The sequence below is a fragment of the Nonlabens marinus S1-08 genome (assembly GCF_000831385.1).
GTDB lineage: Bacteria > Bacteroidota > Bacteroidia > Flavobacteriales > Flavobacteriaceae > Nonlabens > Nonlabens marinus.
Genome location: NZ_AP014548.1, coordinates 1,012,807 through 1,033,218 on the forward strand (window position 1 = coordinate 1,012,807; position 20,412 = coordinate 1,033,218).

General features: G+C 35.8%; 18 protein-coding genes and 1 tRNA gene. 12 read left to right on the forward strand and 7 right to left on the reverse strand.

The genetic code is table 11. The features are described 5' to 3' along the window. The first annotated feature begins 30 nt into the window (after positions 1 to 30). Together NMS_RS04790 and NMS_RS04795 are read left to right on the forward strand one after the other, a co-directional pair. A tRNA-Asn gene (locus NMS_RS04790) sits at positions 31 to 104 on the forward strand. 183 nt (positions 105 to 287) lie between these two features. Then, the gene (locus NMS_RS04795; protein ID WP_041495680.1) at positions 288 to 1,487 is read left to right on the forward strand and encodes a site-specific integrase; all 1,200 of its coding nucleotides are present in this window, start codon (positions 288 to 290) and stop codon (positions 1,485 to 1,487) included. 68 nt (positions 1,488 to 1,555) lie between these two features. Here the strand turns inward: NMS_RS04795 and NMS_RS13415 are convergent, their stop codons facing one another. Continuing rightward, entirely contained in the window at positions 1,556 to 2,527 is a 972-nt protein-coding gene (locus NMS_RS13415) for a competence protein CoiA family protein (protein ID WP_052476724.1), read from the reverse strand. Positions 2,528 to 2,733: 206 nt separating this feature from the next. Here NMS_RS13415 and NMS_RS04805 point away from each other — a divergent pair, with 206 nt between their 5' ends. The 7 genes from NMS_RS04805 to NMS_RS04835 all read left to right on the forward strand — a co-directional run bounded on the left by NMS_RS04805 (position 2,734) and on the right by NMS_RS04835 (position 7,695). After that, positions 2,734 to 3,078 (forward strand): hypothetical protein, encoded by a 345-nt coding sequence (locus tag NMS_RS04805; RefSeq protein WP_041495681.1) that lies wholly within the window; start codon positions 2,734 to 2,736, stop codon positions 3,076 to 3,078. A 73-nt stretch (positions 3,079 to 3,151) separates the two neighbouring features. Beyond that, a complete protein-coding gene (locus NMS_RS04810; protein ID WP_041495682.1) occupies positions 3,152 to 4,027 on the forward strand; it encodes an AAA family ATPase in 876 nt (291 codons plus the stop codon). After that, positions 4,024 to 5,001: a DUF3871 family protein gene (locus NMS_RS04815; protein ID WP_148311335.1), complete on the forward strand. Its 978-nt coding sequence runs from the start codon at positions 4,024 to 4,026 to the stop codon at positions 4,999 to 5,001. The genes NMS_RS04810 and NMS_RS04815 overlap by 4 nt, the downstream gene beginning before the upstream one ends. 421 nt (positions 5,002 to 5,422) lie before the next feature. Then, positions 5,423 to 6,154: a hypothetical protein gene (locus tag NMS_RS04820; RefSeq protein WP_041495683.1), complete on the forward strand. Its 732-nt coding sequence runs from the start codon at positions 5,423 to 5,425 to the stop codon at positions 6,152 to 6,154. Between the two features lie 111 nt (positions 6,155 to 6,265). After that, complete coding sequence (locus tag NMS_RS04825; RefSeq protein WP_041495685.1) at positions 6,266 to 6,508, forward strand: AAA family ATPase; 243 nt, start codon at positions 6,266 to 6,268, stop codon at positions 6,506 to 6,508. Positions 6,509 to 6,640: 132 nt separating this feature from the next. Continuing rightward, complete coding sequence (locus NMS_RS04830; RefSeq protein ID WP_041495686.1) at positions 6,641 to 7,264, forward strand: AAA family ATPase; 624 nt, start codon at positions 6,641 to 6,643, stop codon at positions 7,262 to 7,264. Next, positions 7,243 to 7,695, forward strand: a complete 453-nt coding sequence (locus NMS_RS04835; RefSeq protein ID WP_041495687.1) for a GIY-YIG nuclease family protein — start codon at positions 7,243 to 7,245, stop codon at positions 7,693 to 7,695. The genes NMS_RS04830 and NMS_RS04835 overlap by 22 nt, the downstream gene beginning before the upstream one ends. 514 nt (positions 7,696 to 8,209) lie before the next feature. Here NMS_RS04835 and NMS_RS04840 read toward each other — a convergent pair. From NMS_RS04840 to NMS_RS04865, 6 genes are all read right to left on the reverse strand, one after another. Continuing rightward, the gene (locus NMS_RS04840; protein ID WP_041495688.1) at positions 8,210 to 9,115 is read right to left on the reverse strand and encodes a hypothetical protein; all 906 of its coding nucleotides are present in this window, start codon (positions 9,113 to 9,115) and stop codon (positions 8,210 to 8,212) included. 6 nt (positions 9,116 to 9,121) lie between these two features. Beyond that, on the reverse strand, positions 9,122 to 10,912 hold the full coding sequence (locus tag NMS_RS04845) for an ORC-CDC6 family AAA ATPase (RefSeq protein ID WP_041495689.1): 1,791 nt from the start codon (positions 10,910 to 10,912) through the stop codon (positions 9,122 to 9,124). After that, positions 10,909 to 12,006, reverse strand: coding sequence for a metallophosphoesterase family protein (locus tag NMS_RS04850; protein WP_148311336.1), 1,098 nt, complete (start codon positions 12,004 to 12,006; stop codon positions 10,909 to 10,911). The genes NMS_RS04845 and NMS_RS04850 overlap by 4 nt, the downstream gene beginning before the upstream one ends. A gap of 81 nt (positions 12,007 to 12,087) precedes the next feature. Next, entirely contained in the window at positions 12,088 to 12,921 is an 834-nt protein-coding gene (locus NMS_RS04855; RefSeq protein WP_052476726.1) for a DNA adenine methylase, read from the reverse strand. 491 nt (positions 12,922 to 13,412) lie between these two features. After that, positions 13,413 to 13,733: a hypothetical protein gene (locus NMS_RS04860; protein ID WP_041495693.1), complete on the reverse strand. Its 321-nt coding sequence runs from the start codon at positions 13,731 to 13,733 to the stop codon at positions 13,413 to 13,415. Positions 13,734 to 14,515: 782 nt separating this feature from the next. Beyond that, positions 14,516 to 15,715, reverse strand: a complete 1,200-nt coding sequence (locus NMS_RS04865; protein ID WP_041495694.1) for a GAF domain-containing sensor histidine kinase — start codon at positions 15,713 to 15,715, stop codon at positions 14,516 to 14,518. Positions 15,716 to 16,273: 558 nt separating this feature from the next. Between NMS_RS04865 and NMS_RS04870 the strand changes: the two genes are divergently transcribed. Genes NMS_RS04870 through NMS_RS04880 form a run of 3 tightly spaced genes read left to right on the forward strand, consistent with a single transcriptional unit; the run spans position 16,274 to position 20,411 of the window. Further along, a complete protein-coding gene (locus NMS_RS04870) occupies positions 16,274 to 17,590 on the forward strand; it encodes a PSP1 domain-containing protein (protein WP_052476728.1) in 1,317 nt (438 codons plus the stop codon). Further along, positions 17,591 to 18,091, forward strand: coding sequence for a gliding motility lipoprotein GldH (locus NMS_RS04875; RefSeq protein WP_041495695.1), 501 nt, complete (start codon positions 17,591 to 17,593; stop codon positions 18,089 to 18,091). Continuing rightward, positions 18,078 to 20,411: a penicillin-binding protein 1A gene (locus tag NMS_RS04880; protein ID WP_041495696.1), complete on the forward strand. Its 2,334-nt coding sequence runs from the start codon at positions 18,078 to 18,080 to the stop codon at positions 20,409 to 20,411. The genes NMS_RS04875 and NMS_RS04880 overlap by 14 nt, the downstream gene beginning before the upstream one ends. Position 20,412 lies beyond the last annotated feature (1 nt).

The following is a 20,412-nucleotide window of genomic DNA, read 5'->3' on the forward strand; positions in this document are numbered from 1 at the left end:
GCAAATAGCTTGAGTTTGTGTTTATCACAGTCCTCCTTAGCTCAGTTGGTTAGAGCATCTGACTGTTAATCAGAGGGTCCTTGGTTCGAGCCCAAGAGGAGGAGCAAAATCCCAATCAGCAATGGTTGGGATTTTTGTTTTTACTGGTTTTCAGTAAGTTACAAAACGATCAGTTCATTAGAAATAGGCTTTTAGCTCTAAATAAGGTAACAATAAGGATACCCTCTAATTAATTTTAGTCTACCCTTCTGTATTGTGTCAAATTATTAACAATCAAATAATTAGACATGAAACACACTAAACTTTACATCCGATTCTTTGCAGTCCTCAGCAAACAAAATAAAAGAGGTTATTGCCCCATCCGCTGCATTATCTCCTTCAATAAAGCATCAAAGAAGTTCTCTACAGGAATATTTATAGATCCCAGTAACTGGTCTAAAGATGATCAGACTGTGACAGAAGGTGATGTAGATCATATTGCCAAAAATGGATTGCTGCAAACCATATCTTCTAAACTGCAAAGAATTGAATTAGAACTGCAATTGGAATCCCAGCTGATTAATATAAATGCTATTTACGATAGATATAAAGGTGTTAATAGGCAATCAGCCATAAGCGTAACAGAATTCTACGATACCTACGTAAACAAGCTAGAAAAGCTTATTGACAAGGATATCAAGTTGTCAACGTGGAAAAAATTCAAATATATCAAAGACCATGTTGCTCAATTTGTAAAATTAGAGACTATAAAAAACACAGCTATTGATAAGCTAGATATTTCCTTTCTAGAGGAATTTGAGTATTGGCTTAAGGTGACAAAAAATCAGAAGCAAATAACTATCAATAAAACGATTCAACGTTTTAGAAAACCATTTAAGGCAGCAGTTAATCAAGGGTTGTTACCAAAAGATCCATTTGCAGACTACAAAACTAAAACAGTTTCAAATCGTATTGTTTTCTTGACACCTGAAGAGCTTGTAATTTTTCAGGATACTACTTTGGTTCAAAGCAGACTTGATTTAGTACGGCAGTTATTCATATTTTGTTGTTATTCTGGACTTGCATATGCAGAAATGACAGCATTGAATAGAACACACATTCAAAAAGGATTTGATGGTAAGGACTGGATCATCATAACCAGATTGAAAACCTCCAAAACTATATCTATCCCTTTACTTCCAAAAGCAAATCGTGTACTACTTGATTTAGATTTTTACAGTAACAATAGCTTACCTAAACTTTCAAATCAACGTTTCAATAGCTATTTAAAGGAGATTGCAGTCATCTTAGATATAAATAAAAGGTTAACTCACCACACAGCTAGAAAAACGTTTGCCTCAACCGTACTTCTTTATAATGATGTTCCCATGGAAATTGTTCAAAAGCTATTAGGACATTCCAGTATTACGATAACTGAACAGAGTTATGGTAAAATTTTAAATAAACAGGTAAGTAAGGAATTGGCCAAGTTTTATTTGCCAAATTAAATAGATTCGAAAAAGGAGGGTTCAAGCTGTTTAAAACTATAGCATGATAAGTACGCACGGACTTTGATTCAATTTATCAACCAAAAATTGGAGCAACTATTAGCTTCATTAAGAGATTCAATGGTTTTTTTGTGCTTGTTGCACCAATATCCATCATAGGTTTTCTTAAAAGCGAATCTACATGCCACACAATTCTTGAATGAGCTATCAGTTTTACCGAATGAGCTGACTAGACTTTTGAACTTTTCAGATACTTCAGTGAAACCAAGTCTTCTATCGTAAACTTTATAATGCTTCAAATTTTTATCCGTGATTAACGACTCTATCTCGGACATTTTTGAAACAGCGGTAGAGTAACTATTATCTTCAAAAACTCTAAAAAATCCGAACTTACGAAAACAGTACTTTGGGTTATATATCTTTTTAGAGGTCTCTTTAGCTTGAAAATTATAAAAGTAAAGGTTTTCATTTTTTAATTTCATACGTCTAGAATTTATGAAAGATAAATCTGCTTCATCACTTAGGTTGACTTCTACAATCCTAAACCCCTTGTTTATTTTTGTGTCATCACATTTGTGGGTGACAGCAAATTCAAGTGCTAAATATTCGTTCGGCTTTCTGGATGATGATAGTAAAATATCAGCAATTGATCCTTGTATTCCTTTCTCAATTTGTACAATATCAAATACCTTGGTCAAATCAAACTTCTTTGTGACATGATGCGTTTTACATGAAATGTCGTGATGGGCACAAGAAAAACAAGTCATATCAACTAGATATTCAATATAGAAAGGCTCCTTTTTACTCAGACATTGCCTATAAGAATTGAAAAAATGAATTTTACTTACTTTATGGAGATATGATTCATAGCTGCAGTTGCCTTCATGTTTATGAGCGAAATGATGGGAAACTACCTTTCCTTTTTTTGCAATTAGCTGTTCATTGCAATTGCAACATGTATAAATAGATTTCTGATTCTTATCCACCATGTCAATATGGATAAGGTTACCATCTAAATCTAGAGCTCTTAAATTCTTCAAAAGATTACTGATTTAAATGACAATATAGTATCAAGAACTCAATATTCAATTGGTATACACCTTGCATTGGAAACTCATTTAAATTTTTTCTGATTTTTTTTCTAGATTTTTTTTGAAACTCTCACCGTTCACCAACTCACAAATCACCCCCATGCTTTTTAATAAAAGGGAATAATCCCCGCCAAAAATCTTAAATAATTAAAACCATGGTAACGATTACAGATTACAAAACAATTGAAAAAGAAAACGGAGAGTCATTCAACATTTTGATTGTCCAAGGAGGGCTTCAAGCCGAGAAGAGCAAATCAACAGGCAAAACTTACTTCACTGCAAAAACTGCGAGTGTGTCTAGCACATTTGATGAAGCTATGTGCAAGTCACTTGTTGGTCAGCAGATTGAAGGTAGTGTTAAGAAGGTAACGGTAGAGCCTTATGAATATACAGTGGCAGGAACAGATGAGGTGATAACCTTGTCACACCGCTATGAGTATGTTGATGAAAATGACACCATAATCAACGAACAAGTTGCTTCACCTGAAGTAGTGTATTAGAAACAACCTATTAATTGTAAATCAAGAGCCTTTCTATTGAGGGGCTCTTTTCTTATGCTAAAAACTCAACAAAATGAAATTAATTAAAGCCGAAAGGCATCAAGTGAAACTACGCTTAGGATTAAGTGGAGCTTCTGGATTTGGCAAAACAATGTCAGCACTACTGTTAGCTTATGGAATAACAGAAAATTGGTCAAAAATCTGTGTTATTGATACGGAGAACAATAGTGCCAGTTTATACTCTCATCTAGGTGACTACAACGTATTAACTCTAAATGAGCCTTATTCTCCAGAGAGATACATAGAAGCTATCACTATATGTGAAGAACAAGGCATGGAGGTCATTATCGTTGATAGTATCACTCACGAATGGCAAGGTGCTGGAGGTTGCTTGAGCATTCACGAAAAATTGGGTGGACGGTTTCAAGATTGGGCAAAGGTTTCCCCTAGACATCAATCGTTCATTGATAAAATATTGAATTCTACAGCTCACATTATAACGACTGTAAGGAGGAAAATAGATTATTCATTGGATACAAATGGCAATGGTAGAACCACAGTCATAAAGCACGGAACAAAGGAAATTACTCGTGAAGGTTTTGAATATGAATTGACTGTAAACTTTGAGTTGATCAATGATAAACACTTGGTTAGCGTTTCAAAGGATAGGACTGGTCTGTTTATGGATAAACCTGAGTTTGTGATTAATTCAGCAACTGGCAAAAAGTTGAAGAATTGGTGTAATACAGGTAAATCACTGGATGAAATCAAAAAGGAAATCCAATCAGCTAGAACAGAAGCAGATTTAAAGACAATATATGATAGTTACAAAAACCACCATAGCATAATAATCCCTTTGCTTAGTCTTAGAAAGAAGGAGATCCTTCAATCCATTGAAAAAGCCAGTGAAAACTCAAATATTATTAACCCAAATCAAATCGTAAAATGAATAATCTAATAGAATACAACCCTAAGCCTTTGGAAATGGTGATTGAAGAACATAATCACATTGGAAATGATTTTATAGTGGCTAATACAGAGGTGGTCACTTTGGAACATCTGAGAGATGATTGCATTGTTCCAGTTTTCACCAAAGACAATGAAACAACGATAAGCCATTTTCAATTTATTGATAAGGTCAATCAGAGCGTTAGAAACTCCTTACCTGATTACCATGTGAATGATGCTTCCGTAAGAGTTAGTCATGTCATTAAAGGAAGGGTGCCTGGTGCTATTGGTAAATCAGTTAAGGATCTCTTTGAGCACGAAAAGACTAGATACTATGAGAGATGCGCATTTACAATAGATATCCCTGATATTTATCAGGTGATTGGTAATAGCAAGTTATCACTAAGTATTGGTGGTGTTAGAGCCTATAATCAAGAAAACCTCTATAGCAGTAAGTCCATGGAGAAATTCAAGTTGTTCATAGGATTTAAAAATTGGGTGTGCACCAATTTATGCATCAGTACAGATGGTTTGATGGATTCTGTACGGGTATCAAGTTTAGAGGAATTGGGAGAAAAGGCATCAGATTTAATTAACAGCTTTGATGCTCAAAGACAGTTGCTTGATATGGAACAGCTCATAGAACATAAGCTGTCTGAAAAGCAGTTTTCATTACTGGTTGGAAAATTGAGAATGCTGCCCTATTTAGATCGTTCAAAAAATCCTGATGTGATGAACTGTACTCTGTCAGAAAGTCAAGCTTCTACTATTGTAAAAGATTATTATACGGATAAGAACTTTGCAAAAGAATCTGATGGGTCTATAACCTTGTGGTCATTGTACAATTTAATGACAGCTGCCAACAAGTCATCTTACATTGATCGCAGTTTTCAACGTAACGCCAACTGTTTTGAATTGGTCAAACACCTGGGAAAAAGCATGGAAAAAGGTACTCACAGTTGGTATCTTGATTAAATACACATAGCCTTTATCACCAAAATGACGGATGAACAGATTGCTGAAATATTGAAATACAGCTCCCCTAATAGCATTTTGATTGTGGCTAAGACGAATAGATTAGTGGAGCTTATTTGTCCTTTTCGTGTACAAGTTATTCGACCAATAGGCTTGTATTCGTCAAATCAAATCTTGGTGGTTTCATCCGTGAAGGTTACCAAAGATTTAATTACCGTCTATATAATATCAGGACTAGCATACCACTATTTCCACTTTGACATTATGTAGATTGTTTAGTAGCAGTTATGCTGTATTTTGATGCAAACTTTTTAGAAGGTTTCTGCTTTATCAATAAAACCACTGAAAACGACTAGCTAGATATATGCATTACTTGCACTATTTTAGAAAACAAGTAATGCATCATGTGTAAATCAAGTCTATGATACTACCATTCTCTGAATTTAGTAATGCTCAGAAGTACGACTCATTAGTAGCATCTTTTTTAAAAAATGATACTCAAAATAGATATAAAGAATTCAATGGGACAGAATATTCGTTGGATGCTTTAATTGAAAGATCTCTTCTTGATGATACTGGTGAGGTGATTTACGATGAAATTACTTTGAGGGAAACAATTGTTCGATTTATAGACTCTGAAAGAGCAAGTGGAGAATTCTACTTCTTTGAACAAATTAAATCAAACTTAAACTACACTGCTGAAAACATCTCTCATCTAGCTAACAACATGATTTCTCATTTGCAGGATATTATTTATAACGCGGATAGTCTATTCAAAAAAGATGAGCTTCTTACAAATCAATTAACATCAGCTATATCATCCTTGAATGACGTATTATCTGAGTACGTTAAAAATCCATATCCAAAAAACTTGATGAAAATGGATTTTAATTTGAACCGGTCCACATTAACATATTTATTTTGTGTGTTGAGGGAAAGAAACATTCTTAGGCGTAGCATATCTAATGCTGAGCTGGCTAGATTTTTACAGTTCACTACTACATATTTAAATGATGAGGGGAGCTATTCTGATGTGAAAGGGGTTGCTAGTCTCATTTCAGATTTTGGGAGTAAACACGGAGAAAAATCACAGGTTAATGCAGCAAATGAGCTAGAAGATCTGTTTCAAAATGATGATTTCTTTATGTTTTGATTCAGGGTATCACTTTATTCATACCTATGGGTAGCTAAAACTAGATTTACCTTTGGGCCATAATTGCAACGAAGCAATTATATTAAAACTAATTTTATGAATAAATCATGAATGAAATCAGTGTCATTTGCAGAAATGCAAGAAGCACTTAAAACAAGGCCAAAGACTGAATTCCTATTCCGAGGAATAAAAGAAAAATCATTCGGGATAATTTTTGGACCAGCTAAAAGTGGTAAAAGTATTTTTTCGGAAAACTTAGCAATGTCAATTGCTGTTGGCAGAAAAAGCTTTTTAGACTCTAAGCTCTCAGGAATTCCTAAAAGAACACTTTTTATTGGATTGGAAGAATTCTGAGCTGAAAGAGTATCTCGTAATGTTGATCAATCTAGTACGTTGAACGATGAAGAAAAAGATCTTTTCAATACTAATTATAGGTATCAACAACTCGACTTTCCTAATCATATTTGTTCAGAAGATCACTGAACTTTGATTAAAGAACTGATAATTGAATCAGAAGCTGAAGTTGTAGTTATTGATAGTATTACTAGATTGAATACCAAAAAATTGGAAGACTCGAGTAATGCAGAATACATTACAAGAAATCTTAGATCTATTACCTATGAAACTGGAGTTACTTTGATTTGTATACACCATACTCATAAAATGAAAGATAGAAATTTAACTATGGATAGAATAAAAGGTAGTAGCACTTTTGCTCAAGAAATAGATTTTGCAATTGGTATAGCAAGAAGTAGTAAAGGTCATCGTTACTTCAAAGATGTTGTTTCTAGATATGCTTCGGTTGATGATCAATTATCACATGAGTTTGAAATAGACTCTGATAAGATAATTAATCAGATAGGTACCTGTGACGAGGATGATTTATTGAGTCGCACAGATGGCAGAAAATCAGATCGTGAGCAAGAAATGATAAAATTTTTTAGAACTAATAAGTCTAAAAGATTCCCTTTAAAAATGCTTATTGTAATTTTTGAAAAACAATTTGGATGGAGTACCAGATCCGTCAAAGATTATGCAATGAGACTGTTTAAACAGGGTGTCCTAGAAAACGAAAATGGGGTTTATCAATGGAAGAGATCAGAAGACTAATTGTTTATCAGGCGTACAATGCTATAGAAGGTAAGGTTTACGTTGGAGCTACTAGAAATTCTATTAAGCAAAGAAAAATAGACCATTTAGAAAGAGCGGAAAGAGGTCAAAAAGGTAAACTATATGAGGCAATCAGGACCTACGGTCCTGAAGCCTTCATATGGCAAACCATAGATACTTCAGAGTTTATAAATGAATTAGCTAAAAAAGAGAAGTACTGGATTCAGAAGTACAATTCAAAAGTTGACGGATATAATTCAGATGAAGGTGGTGGGTTTAAAAAGACCGTTTATCAATATGATATTAGATCACGTCAATTGATAAAGGAGTTTCCTGATCTTAATAGTGCAGCTAGTGCATGTAGTGCAAGCAAACAAGACATATCAAGAGCTGCTTTGTCAGTGAATTATGAATTCGCAGGATGTTTATGAAGTTATGATCAGGTTAAGATCTTACCGTTTCCAGATGATAAGAGAAGGAAAAAAGTAATCCAACTGGATCTTGATGGTAACTGAATTAATGAGTTTGAATCCATTGCGGAAGCCAGCAGATCAACGGACATAAGCAAATCATGTATAGCTAGGATATGCAGAGGAGAAAGAAGTTCTACAAAAGGATCTGTTTGAATATTTAAGGAGTAAACCTAATAACTAATTGCCCTGTTAATTAATTTTAATGGGGCTTTTTATTTTATAGATTTTAAAGGATGAACACACAAAACAACTTACCCTACCTACGTTTTCCATTTATATTAAAAAAACATATAGACTCTATCAAAAAATAATATAATGACACTTTTCTACTCACAGGGCTATCATAAAATAATAGTTTCCAGTCATACTGGGAGCTTTGAGTCTATGAAAAAAAGATAGACTATATCAAAAAATAATAGAAGCCTGTTAGTCGATACTAATAGGCTTAATTAATAGTAAGAACTGGTGAAGATCAGTTTGCTGTAAAATTGACATAGCTAACAATAAACGAACTGTTAGATACAGGCTTTCTCTCGTATTCATTGATATCAGATCCCGAGCCAACACGCCAAATATCAATGTCAGTATATTTTATAGACAATAACATAGCCATAAAGGTGAACGGTTTTGGTCCTAATGGAGCAATAATAATGCTGTAATCCTTTCTTAGAAAATGATATAAGGAAACTAACTCCCTCTCAATGACTATTAAATCGTCTAAAGGAAATGTGATCACATTACTATTGTGATCGATTAATTCCCTATTATTTTCTTCTATTGTTTTAACAAACGCATCGTCTAAAGCAGGCTTTGAATAAAATATATAGCAAACTTTGGGATCCAAGTGTTCTATTATTCCTTGTGCTTTATTTTGTTCATAACCTAAACATACTATCAAAGCCTTAGGCTTATTCGTTGGTACAACATACTTGCCTGGCAAGGGAGCTATTACCGTATTTGGCTTTGGAGCCATGGGTTTACTATACTTTGATGGAGTATAAACAAAATAAAGATTGAGCTCCTGTTGATTTAATTTCTTTTGACTCAGGTATAATATTATAGTGTAATACCATGGTTTCGTCATACAAGAATAATCTACCAAAATATTTAAAGATGTTAAATCAGAATCCAAAATGGACTCATCCAAAAAAGAAATGATGTCAACCTGATTATCAATATGTATAAATTTAATTCCCTCTATTGGAATGGTGTTGTCATCATAAGTAAAAGCTATTGCATTAAGAACATCGGTTTTTGCCGATATATAATTAAATGCTGTGAGTGCTCTTTCTTCATGATTTTTGGCAAATATGAGAATGTCGATAGTCACTTCAGAGAGTCTATCAATTTCAATTTGTTTGCCGTAACTTAATTTCATTCTAGATTATTTAAATGGAAAAGTAAATTGACCAGAGTTTTGTCCGTTGACTCCTTTTAAACACTTGCTCAAATTAACTTCATTAAATCTTCTTAAAGGAAGATTATATAGTATGGAGAATAAATAAGAGATTTTGAAACGCTTACCGTTGACTCTGAAATCAAAAGAGTTATTCTGTGAACCTACTAAAATTAACGCTCCTTGTGCTGCTGCCTTCTCTATAATATTGGATATATCAGGGTAGCTTAAAATTGCCTTATCATCGATAAAGACCGTTCCTCTAGGGTCCATTTGAAATTCTTTACCCAAAACTTCATTTGAGAAGAAAAGTCCAATTCTTTCCATTAGATCATCGACCGTGTTATCACTTGATCCGACAGGAATATTTGCTATTACATTTTTAAAACGAACTGCAGACTCAAACAATTGCTGATACTGAGATTCTTTTGATGGTTTAGAACCTCCTGTTTTAGACAGCAATTGACTAATAATACCAATTAGCCATCTTGGGTTTCCTTCACACACTTTCAACAATACCTCAATTCCGTAATATAATTCAGATGAACTTTTTCTACTCCGCTTAGTGATTATAGAGTCTTTGTTTGTTTTAATGAAGGCATTCCTGAAATAAACAATAGGTTTAATTTTTCTAAACAGAACGTCTTTTTGATTATTTTCAGTGAATAATGGATTGGTGACATCTATTTTCTTACTAATGAGAAAAGATTTGAACGAGTCATCCTTACTAATTAGTTCTAAAAGTTCTTTATAGAATCGACTTCCTTTTTCATAGCTATAATGAGTTTTATTATAGATTTCATTAGTTCCAAAAAAATCCGTCGGATCAGTGGCGTCGTTTAAAAATGATTGAATTATCTTTTTCGAAAACTCTTCTTTATCCGTTGAGTCCCACATTTTAATCATTGTTACGTCATTATCAACTGAAGGACTGTAGTCAGACATAAGTGATTTTTCAAGCTCTGATGGTAGTATTGGACTTGCACTTAACTTATACAATAAGTATTGTGTACGACTCCGTAAACTGCTAAAAAGTTGATTTTGTAGCCAAATAGGTGCGAACTCTAGTTCGTCAAAACAAAGAGCCCATTTCTTAATTTTATTTATCTTATTAAGATCGTAAATTCTCTCGAATTGAGGGATAATTGACTCTAGTGAGGAGTCAAAAGATAAATTGAAATACTCTGGCAAATCAAACACCTCTGAATCGGAAGAATTAAAAATAATCTTTTGAATCATTTGATTTACTTCATCGACTCTTTGGATTAAAGCTTCTTTGACATAAATAATCTTTGGAATTGTTGACTCTAACTTCCAAGCTTTAATTAAACATCTACAAAGTTCTATTTCCTTCTCTTCACTATTATCTTTTAATTCTAATGACAAAATGTTAAGAAAAGTGTCACAGATGGATGTAAAAACATTGCTATTCACCGAAAAATGGGATACTCTTTCAGATAACCCTTTATAACGCTTTAGTTGATTGCCGTACGTTTGGTTTTTTACATTCCAATATATGTCTGTAGAAACATAAATTGCATAAAATGGGATATTTGTTCTCACATCTTCAGCTCTGCTATCCAATTCCCAAGAATGTAATGCAGGAACGGTAAGCATCTTCATCAATGTAGTCTTTCCACATCCTCTTGCTCCAAGAATAACGGAATGATTGTTTTGAATAAGTTGGGCAAAACTTTCAGACCAAATAAATGTTTTTGCAACCTCCCTTGGGGCCAGATGACGAGCGTTGTAAGCAGTATAAAAATTTTCATTCTTCATATAACTGCTTTTACATTGCTTATTATAGTAGGGGATTGAGATAATGGTGGCGCAATTAAAAACCCTTGACTTTTCAAAAGGTTAGTTAATTTCTCCGCCTCAATGGGTATTAAATAATTAACTTCAGGAAGCTTGGTAGTTATATCTTCCCATTTGTAGGTTACAGATTTTCCAACTACCGAAATTATATCACTAGCTATTTCCTGAATGTTTTTGTTACATCCGAAACCAGTATATGTATCAAATCCACCGTCGTCGTGCATTAATTTCCAACCATTTTTTGGCATAAAAGTCCATGTGGTTATTCTTCCATAACAAACCTTGTTTTTCTTTTCAATATCTATCATATGAAAATGATTTCTACGCCCAGTATAAATAGTGTTACTGGTAGCTGAAAAGCTACCTGATGAAAGTATTGGGATTCTTCCATTTGATTCAGTCAAATTATGATATCTTAGAAAGGCATCATGTTTGTGTCCATGAATAAACAAATCGCAAGAGTGTTTACCTAACAATTCAAGAAGCTCAGTGCCGTTTACAATTATGTCATGTTCACCCAATCCAAGACGTGAATGATTGGTTGGGTGATGATGAGATAGCGCTATAAAAATTTTATCATCATTTATTTCATTCAAATATTCCTCAACATAATCTAGTAGATTAGAATCTACTTTTCCACCAACAGCATGTTCCTTATTATAATGGAAGTGTGCGCTATTAATCACCAATATTCTAAAGTTTTCGCTCTCAACAAACACGCAACCTTTTGACCATAATGTGTCTCTGTCACCATCATTTTTCAACGGAAAATCTTTTTTAATACCCTTGGCTACTTCTAAATTATAATTAGAAATCTTCTCATGCGAATCAACGTCATGGTTGCCTAAAGTTGCAATTAAATCTTTCCCTTTTAAGCAATTGTGAATTTCGTTGACGAAGTCCCAGCTTGAGATAAATCCTTGTTGGTCAGATCTATTGGTGAAATCTCCAGGGCATAATGTAAGATCAGTTGAAAGTTGATCTTTTTCAATAAGCTTAATTAAGCTCTCTACTGGATGATCATTTACTGGGGATCTCAGCATATCTGAGGTCAAATAAGTCTCTTTTTCCTTCGTACTACTGTGATGGCAGTGAAGATCACTTATTATGGAAATTTTCAACGAAAAATCATTCATCTAATTTCTAGTATTGTATACGACTAATTCGTTGTATGTTCTTCTAGTTTTATTTCTTCCTCCAACTTGACTAAGTCTGGAAACCTTAGCTTTTTCACCTAGGCCCTCATAAAGATCAAGAATAGACTTGTGATAAGCATTGGTCAGAATAAAGTAAGCTCCTAATTCATTTATTCTCATGCAAAACTCTTTTAAAGCAAGTTGGTCGTCCCAAGAGAAAAGTTTTTGATTGTATTCAATAAAGCCATTGTTTTCGTGCGCAATAGTATAGGGTGGATCTAAAAAAACCAAATCACCTTCATTTATTGAGTCTATTGATTCATTGAAATCGCAAGATTTGATAATTGTTTTTTTTAAAGCGAGACTAACTTGTTTCAGGTTAGGGAGTGTTAAAATATCTACGTTTGACCTTTTACCATATGGCACATTATATGTGCCTCTATTATTAACACGATAAATACCATTGAAAGAGCAACGATTTAGATAAATAAATTTTGCAGCCCTAGTATGTGGAGTCCGGTATTTTTTAGCCCTGATGTTATAGTAGTCAATCTCCGTGTTTTTAAGTTTTTTCAAGGAATTGATTACTTGATCGAGGTTATCTCTGATCTGTAAGTAAGTTTCTATCAACTCAGTATTACTGTCCGAAAGAAACGAAACCTTCTTAGGTGTTAAAGAGAAAAAAACAGCTCCGCTACCCAAAAAACACTCATGGTAGTTATTGTAAGATTTTGGCAAAAATTTTTCAAGCTGCTCTTTGACAAACCACTTTTTCGAACCAGTCCACCTTAAGAACGGTTTGCATTTGCTTGAACTATTAGTAGAAATTCTCAGAGTTTAACTTATTTAAGATTCAAATATAGATTTTAAAGTTACCCGGATGAACAACATGGTTAACTATCTAGGTAAATAAGATCTATTTTTATTTCAATGCCATCATTATTTCTACCAGAATAATTACTTAGACAAAAGGGTTATCGTGATTATAACCTCTTTAAAGTGTCAAAAATGTTATTTTATTCAATCTTTATAGAGTTCAAAATGATATTAATTCACTTTTCTTTCAGATCAGAAAACTTGCAATTTTAAGGAACATAAAAAATTAGTAACACAATACAGGTGCAGTTTTAAACCTAATACAAATTGATATCTGACCCCTTGGTTAAAGCTATGATAGCACTCTATTGAATTTGCAATAGCTGAATAATAGGGAATAATTTTTGAAGTCTTTTTGAAACGAGGGAATAGCAAAGTATATTTATTCCGTAGGCTACATAAACACAGATGGAAATCTTTTATACCTATACCAATAAATCATCATTTAATTATGAATGATTTGGTAAAATAATTTCAACACCTCTTAAGTAGTCAAGTATCGAAAGATAACTATCTTCAGTCAAGGACTGCTTTTGTAGCAATCCTAATAAAAAAGTTTGAGTCAAATCACTAGGAAGAGACAGCCATAAAGGATGCTTCCCTGCGAAAGGAAAACCTGCTCCATTCTCATCTCCATTCCATCTCATTGCTAAACAAATTTTATCTTCACCTGATCGCACTCCTACGGCTATTGCAAAATCATCGTCGTTATAGATGACCTTATCAAGATTAAATGATTGGGATTGCTGTACTGTTTCTGGATTTGGCATAACATTTTTGTAATAAAAATTAAAACAAGAAAATTATGGTATAATCTATACTAATCCTAAAAAATTAAAGAGTTACATATTTTGTAGCGTTTTACTAATATTTTAAATACCTTTCTTACCAAGTTTTAAATTAATCAGACACGTTATGGGAATCAAACCAGGGCCAAAAAAAATCGCTAAATCCACAGGAAAACCAGACAGACGTCAAAGAGATAATAAAGAAACTCCAAAAAATAACCCGTCTTTGAAGCCCCACAAACACAAAAAAGGAGATTAGTGTTTGTAATATGCTATTTCCAGAGGTGCATTAAACACTCAATTAACTATATCAAAAGCACAATACGGATACCTTTTTAATCTAACACATAATATACCTAATGAAATTGGGATAACTCAGTCCTTGGTTCGAGCCCAAGAGGAGGAGCAAAACAAACCAGCCCATCCGGCTGGTTTTTTTGTGCAACATCTTGAGCGAGAAGCCTGTGCCGCACTTGATGCGGTAAGCCCAAGAGGAGGAGCAAAAAGCCGTTCAGTAATGAACGGCTTTTTTGTGGGATAAATTGAAAGAGATGCCCTTACCACCTTCCATTCATTTAATCCTACTGCAACAAACAAAACCCCAATCATGATAGATTGGGGTTTTGTTTTGTCGTTTTTCAGGGGGCTTATAAAACTTATTGGTTCTTTAAAAAATTAGGCTTTAGGTCTAATGACTTGCACGATACGACACTTAACTAATATTCAAAAGAACCGGCTTGTAGTTTATATTGAGACCCCTTCAATTACAAGGGTAAGCGAGCGGTTATAGTTGTCCCTGTACCTAGAGTAGATGATGCTTCAAGTGTGCCATTCATCTCATTTACGAGATCCATTACCAGCCTTAAACCTAAGCCAAACCCTTTCTCTCCCTCAGTTCCTTTTTTTGATACAACCTCATTCAAAGCAAACTCACCTATTGTAAGTTGATCTAGCTGCTCTTTAGACATACCTAATCCCGTATCAGATACTATTATGATAAGTTCTTTTTTATCATTCTTTTTTTCAATCTTTAAGCATACTGACACGCTACCTTCTGGTGGAGTAAACTTAATAGCATTGGAAATCAGGTTTCCAGAAATAGGTAACAAGCCTTTTTTAGAAAACATATCAGCCTGCTCTCCCGTAAAGTTTACTGAAAATTGAACTCCCTTGCTTTGCGCTTGGGGTTTATATAGAGATAGTAACTTTTCTTTAAATGACCCTAGGGTAAAGTTTTTTTCTTTCTGTTTGTGATCCTCTATAGTCTCGTTTAATATATCCTCTGCAAGAATCAGTAAATCTTTACCGCTGCTCCTCGCCATAGTCAAAATTTCCAGTACTTCGTCTTTACTGTCGATGACTTCCTGGGCAATTTCCAGCAGCTGTACAATACCACCTATAGGTCCACGTATGTCGTGAGCTAGTCTTTCCTTTATCTTCACAGCTTTTTCTACTTTTTTCTCAGACCTTTTTAACAGGAGTTTCAATTCTAGCCTTTTTACAATTTCTCCCGCAATGATGCGCAGTTGATCTATTTGAATACTGCTTAACTCCGTTTCATTCTTGCTTATGACGCAAAGTGCCCCTACAGCAGCCTCATTGTTCATTCTTAATGGAATCCCTAGGTAAAACTTCAGACCATTTTCTCCCTTCACAAAATCCTTATCAGAAAACCGAGGATCTTGATCCAGTCTGGGAATTTTTAAAAATTCGGATTCTTGTATGGCATAAGTACAAACAGTCTCTTCTCTGAGGACAGATTTGACTTTGTCGTCACCACTTACCGTCCATTGATAATGAGCGCCTATAAGGTTTACAAATGAAGTTTCAGTTCCAGCAATGGAGGTAGCAAGGCGCGTCAAGTCTTCAAACTCTGCTTGAAGTTCTTGATAATCAAGATCCAATTCTGCTAGGTGTTTTACCCTTTGATAATCAGAAACATTGAAAGATTCAGCAACACTCATGGTAATTAAATTAAATTTTCAAACTTGCTCAAAACAATAAATACCTAGAAAAAAACAACATGTTAATTTCGCTATTCCCACCATCTCTTTGCTATCAAATTCAAGACCAATAGTGTTCTGTTTTTCATCAAGGTACCTTTATTTTCATGATTTAAGAATGATAATCGTAAAATATGATAAAAGTATATTAAATCTGATTAAAGAAACTGTTTAATCCGCTTAAAAACCAAAACAACAGATTAAAAGCGTTTGACAACTGTTTTATATGGTTTAAATATCTTCACAATAAAGCTGTCGGGTATTACATGAATGATTGGATTTGGTGCTCTGTATTATTTAAAACAATCCCTTACCACTTCTTTAAATCAAATCAAATTTATTTCAATTAGTCCCAGGTTTCTAGAGTTCCACATGCTCAGGCTAACAGCTAGGCTAACGGTTCAATATTTAAATTTCCTACAACTATCATACTGCTTCAGAATCCCTATATTTACGACTAGTGCAATAACTTTCAATCCGTCACACAAGTGATTGGATTTCAATATATAACGTAGGAGAATGAGCTGTAATAGTTGTGGGACTGGTGGTGGAACACCAGGCGGTTGTAAAAATCACGGTACCTGTGGTACCTCAGGATGTAATAAATTAACAGTATTTGATTGGTTGGCAAACATGGAGCTGCCAGAAGGCCAAGAGGAATTCCCATATGTGGAAGTCCGGTTTAAGAATAGCCGTAAGGAGTTTTTTCACAACGGCGAAAAACTATCCCTCAAAATAGGCGACGTTGTTGCAACAGAAGCAGAAACAGGCCACGATATAGGAATCGTAACACTTACAGGAGAATTAGTACGAGTGCAAATGAAGAGAAAGCGCGTCAAACAAGATGATGCTGCTGTCTTGAGGATCTACCGCATTGCCTCTCAAACTGATGTGGATAAATGGAAAGAGGCCCGGGAACGGGAAGATGCCATGAAGGTCAAAGCGAGGGAGATTGCGATACGCTTGAAGCTCAAAATGAAAATCTCTGATATTGAGTTCCAAGGGGATGGATCAAAAGCGACATTTTATTACACGGCTGACCAGAGAGTTGATTTTCGCGAACTGATTCGGGAATATGCAGCCACCTTCCGCACTCGTATTGAAATGCGTCAGATAGGATTGCGCCAAGAAGCCGCCCGTTTAGGTGGGATAGGTTCTTGCGGTCGTGAATTGTGTTGTAGTACCTGGTTGACAGATTTCAGGTCTGTAACGACTAGCGCTGCTAGGTATCAGAATTTATCATTGAACCCGCAGAAGCTAGCAGGACAATGCGGTAAATTAAAATGCTGTTTGAATTATGAGCTGGATTCTTACCTGGATGCGCTCAATAGTTTCCCAAAGCAGAACCAAAAACTCTACACAGAAAAAGGAGTTGCCCTTTGTCAAAAAGTAGATATTTTCAAAGGCCTCATGTGGTATTGCTACGATGGTGAATGGATGAATTGGCATACCCTTACAACAGATCAAGTACACGAGATCGTTGCAAAAAATAAAGCCAAAGAAAAGGTAGCAGGTATTGAAGAATACGCCCGTGAACTGATCATTGAAGAAAAAGTAAGCTTTGAAAACGTAGTGGGTCAAGATAGTTTGACCCGTTTTGATAATCAGCCGGGTGGCTCAAAAACCAAACGTAAAAAGAGACGCAATAACCGCAAAAAGAAACCAGCTGGTAACGCTCCAGCGCCTAAGAGCAACACAGCTTCACCTAATGCTTCTAAGGGCACTGCTAAGCCACGCAAGAACAAACGCCGCAAGCCTAGTGAGAATAAGCCTAACAACAATAAGCCTAGCGGTGACAAACCATCAGGAAACAAACCTAATACGGATAAGAAATAGATGAAATGGATCACCGGTATCATCGCCCTAGTACTCATGGCGACTTTGACCTCCTGCGACGAGTCTTTAGTAGATTCTGGAACTCAAACATTTCCTGATATGGCCTGGCCTGGCGACGATGAGGCTGTATTTGAGATCACTCCACCAGACACGTTGAACACCTACGATATCAATATACGATTGCGCAATAATGCAAATTATGCGTACAAAAACCTTTGGTTGATCACTCAAATGAAATTTCCGCAAGGAAAGATCGTTACTGATACATTAGAATACGATATGGCAAACGCTCAAGGAGAGTTTTTGGGCTCTGGCCAGGATGTCGTTGAAAATAAGCTGGGATATAGAAAGGAATTTCGCTTTCGCGAAAGCGGAACCTACCAACTTTCCCTACAACAAGCAATGAGAAAAAGCGGTAGCGCTACACCTTTAGAACAACTGGAAGGAGTACTGGACGTGGGCTATACCATAGAAAAAGAAATAACAGATGGCAGTAAGTAAAGCTGAAGCAAAACGCAAGGAAGACTTGCGCGGCAACGTAATATTGTTTTGGAAGTTAGTAGCCCTAGGTGTAGGACTAGTGGCACTTGTGCTCATATTAACCAGTTGGGGGGTATTTGGTGCCTTACCAGATCACACAAAACTAGAAAATCCAGACACAGATCTCGCAACTGAGATTGTAACGGCAGATGGGGAAACTTTAGGTAAATTCTACAAAGACAACCGCACACCAGTGGCTTATGAAGACTTGCCACAAAATATGGTGGATGCCCTCGTATCAACGGAAGACGAACGTTTTTTTGAACATAGTGGTATCGATGGGTATGGAACCTTACGTGCCGTCGCCTATTTAGGTTCCCGTGGTGGAGCCAGTACAATCACCCAGCAGCTGGCTAAGAACTATTTTACAGATCAACCTAGTAGTAACATTCTTGAGCGTATAGGTCAAAAATTGAAGGAATGGATTATTTCTATACGCCTGGAAAGACAATACACCAAGGAAGAAATTATAGCTCAATACCTTAACCAAATTGACTTTTTGTACAACGCAGACGGTGTGCGATCTGCTTCTCGTATATATTTTGGTAAAGAGCCTAAAAACTTGAATGTGGAGGAAAGTGCAGTCATTGTGGCTATGCTTAAAAACCCAAGGCAATACAATCCACGTCGAGAAATTAGTAAGGAAAAATCGTTGCAACGCCGTAACCAGGTTTTTGTACAAATGGTACGTAACGATAAGATGACGGAAACTGTTAAAGACAGCTTGAGAGCACAACCTATTGAACTTGATTACAATCCAGAAGGTCATAACGATGGGATGGCTACCTATTTCAGAGAATACCTGAGAAGCTGGTTGGACAATTGGATTGAAGAAAACCCTAATCCGGAAGACGGCGAGAAATACAACATTTATCGGGATGGACTGAAGGTGAATGTTACCATTGACAGTCGTATGCAAAATATTGCAGAGCGAGCAGTTACTAGCCACATGAAAAATTTGCAGGCAGAATTTGACAAGCAAAACCGTAACTTGAAAACCGCGCCTTTCCGTGATGTGACAGAAGAAGAGGTGAATGAAAAAATACTAGGAACCGCAATGCGACGTTCAGAGCGATGGAGGTTAATGAAAGCTCAAGGCAAAAGCGATGCGGAGATCAAAAAAAGTTTTTTAGAGAAAACTGACATGACCATTTTCTCATGGAACGGGAATGTAGACACGGTAATGACTCCAATAGATTCAATACGCTACTACAAAAAATTCCTTCAAGCCGGTATGATGTCCATGGAGCCACAAACAGGACATGTGAAGGCATGGGTAGGAGGAATCAACCATGAACATTTTAAGTACGATCACGTTAAAAAAGGAAAGCGTCAACCTGGGTCGACTTTTAAGCCGTTCTTGTATGCTACTGCTATTGACTTATTACGCTACTCACCTTGTAGAGTGTACAGCGATGGCGAATACACCATTCCAGCGGGACGTTATGGAAACATGAAAGATTGGTCTCCTAAAAACTCCAGTGGAGGTTATGGGAATATGAGGACATTGAAGGATGGACTTGCGAACTCTGTAAATACCATATCAGCACGATTGATGGATGAGGTAGGTCCACAAGCGGTTCTAGACAGAGTGAAGACATTAGGAATTGACACGAGTAATATGAGTGCACAACCAGCACTTGCCCTAGGAACGGAAGATGTGAGTCTTTATGAGATGGTCGCTGCTTATGGCGTATTTGCTAATGGAGGAATTTACAATGAACCTGTTTTGGTGACCAGTATTGAAGATAAAAACGGAACCGTCTTGTATCAATACGTGCCAGAGTCAAAAGATGTCTTGAACCCTGAAGTCGCTTACGTTACTGTAAAACTAATGGAAGGAGTAACACAAATAGGTAGTGGTGCAAGATTGAAGGATACCTGGCGAGTCAATCAATCCTATGCAAATATCTTAACGGATTATCCTTATGGTATAAGCAAGGAACAGGATATTGCAGGCAAAACAGGTACCACTCAAAACCAAAGCGACGGGTGGTTCATGGGAATGGTTCCTAACCTAGTAACAGGTGTGTGGGTAGGTGGTGAGGATCGATCCGTACACTTTCCAACTATAACCTATGGACAGGGAGCCTCTATGGCATTGCCTATCTGGGGATCTTTTATGAAAGGCGTTTACAAAGATGAAAGTATCGGAATTTCTAAAGAGCCTTTCCCTAGACCTACAGACCTTTCCATTCAAGTAGATTGTGCCGTTTATGACATGGAGAATGGAACAAATGGGGAAGACAGCGGTGACGATAGTGATGAATTAGATATGTAAT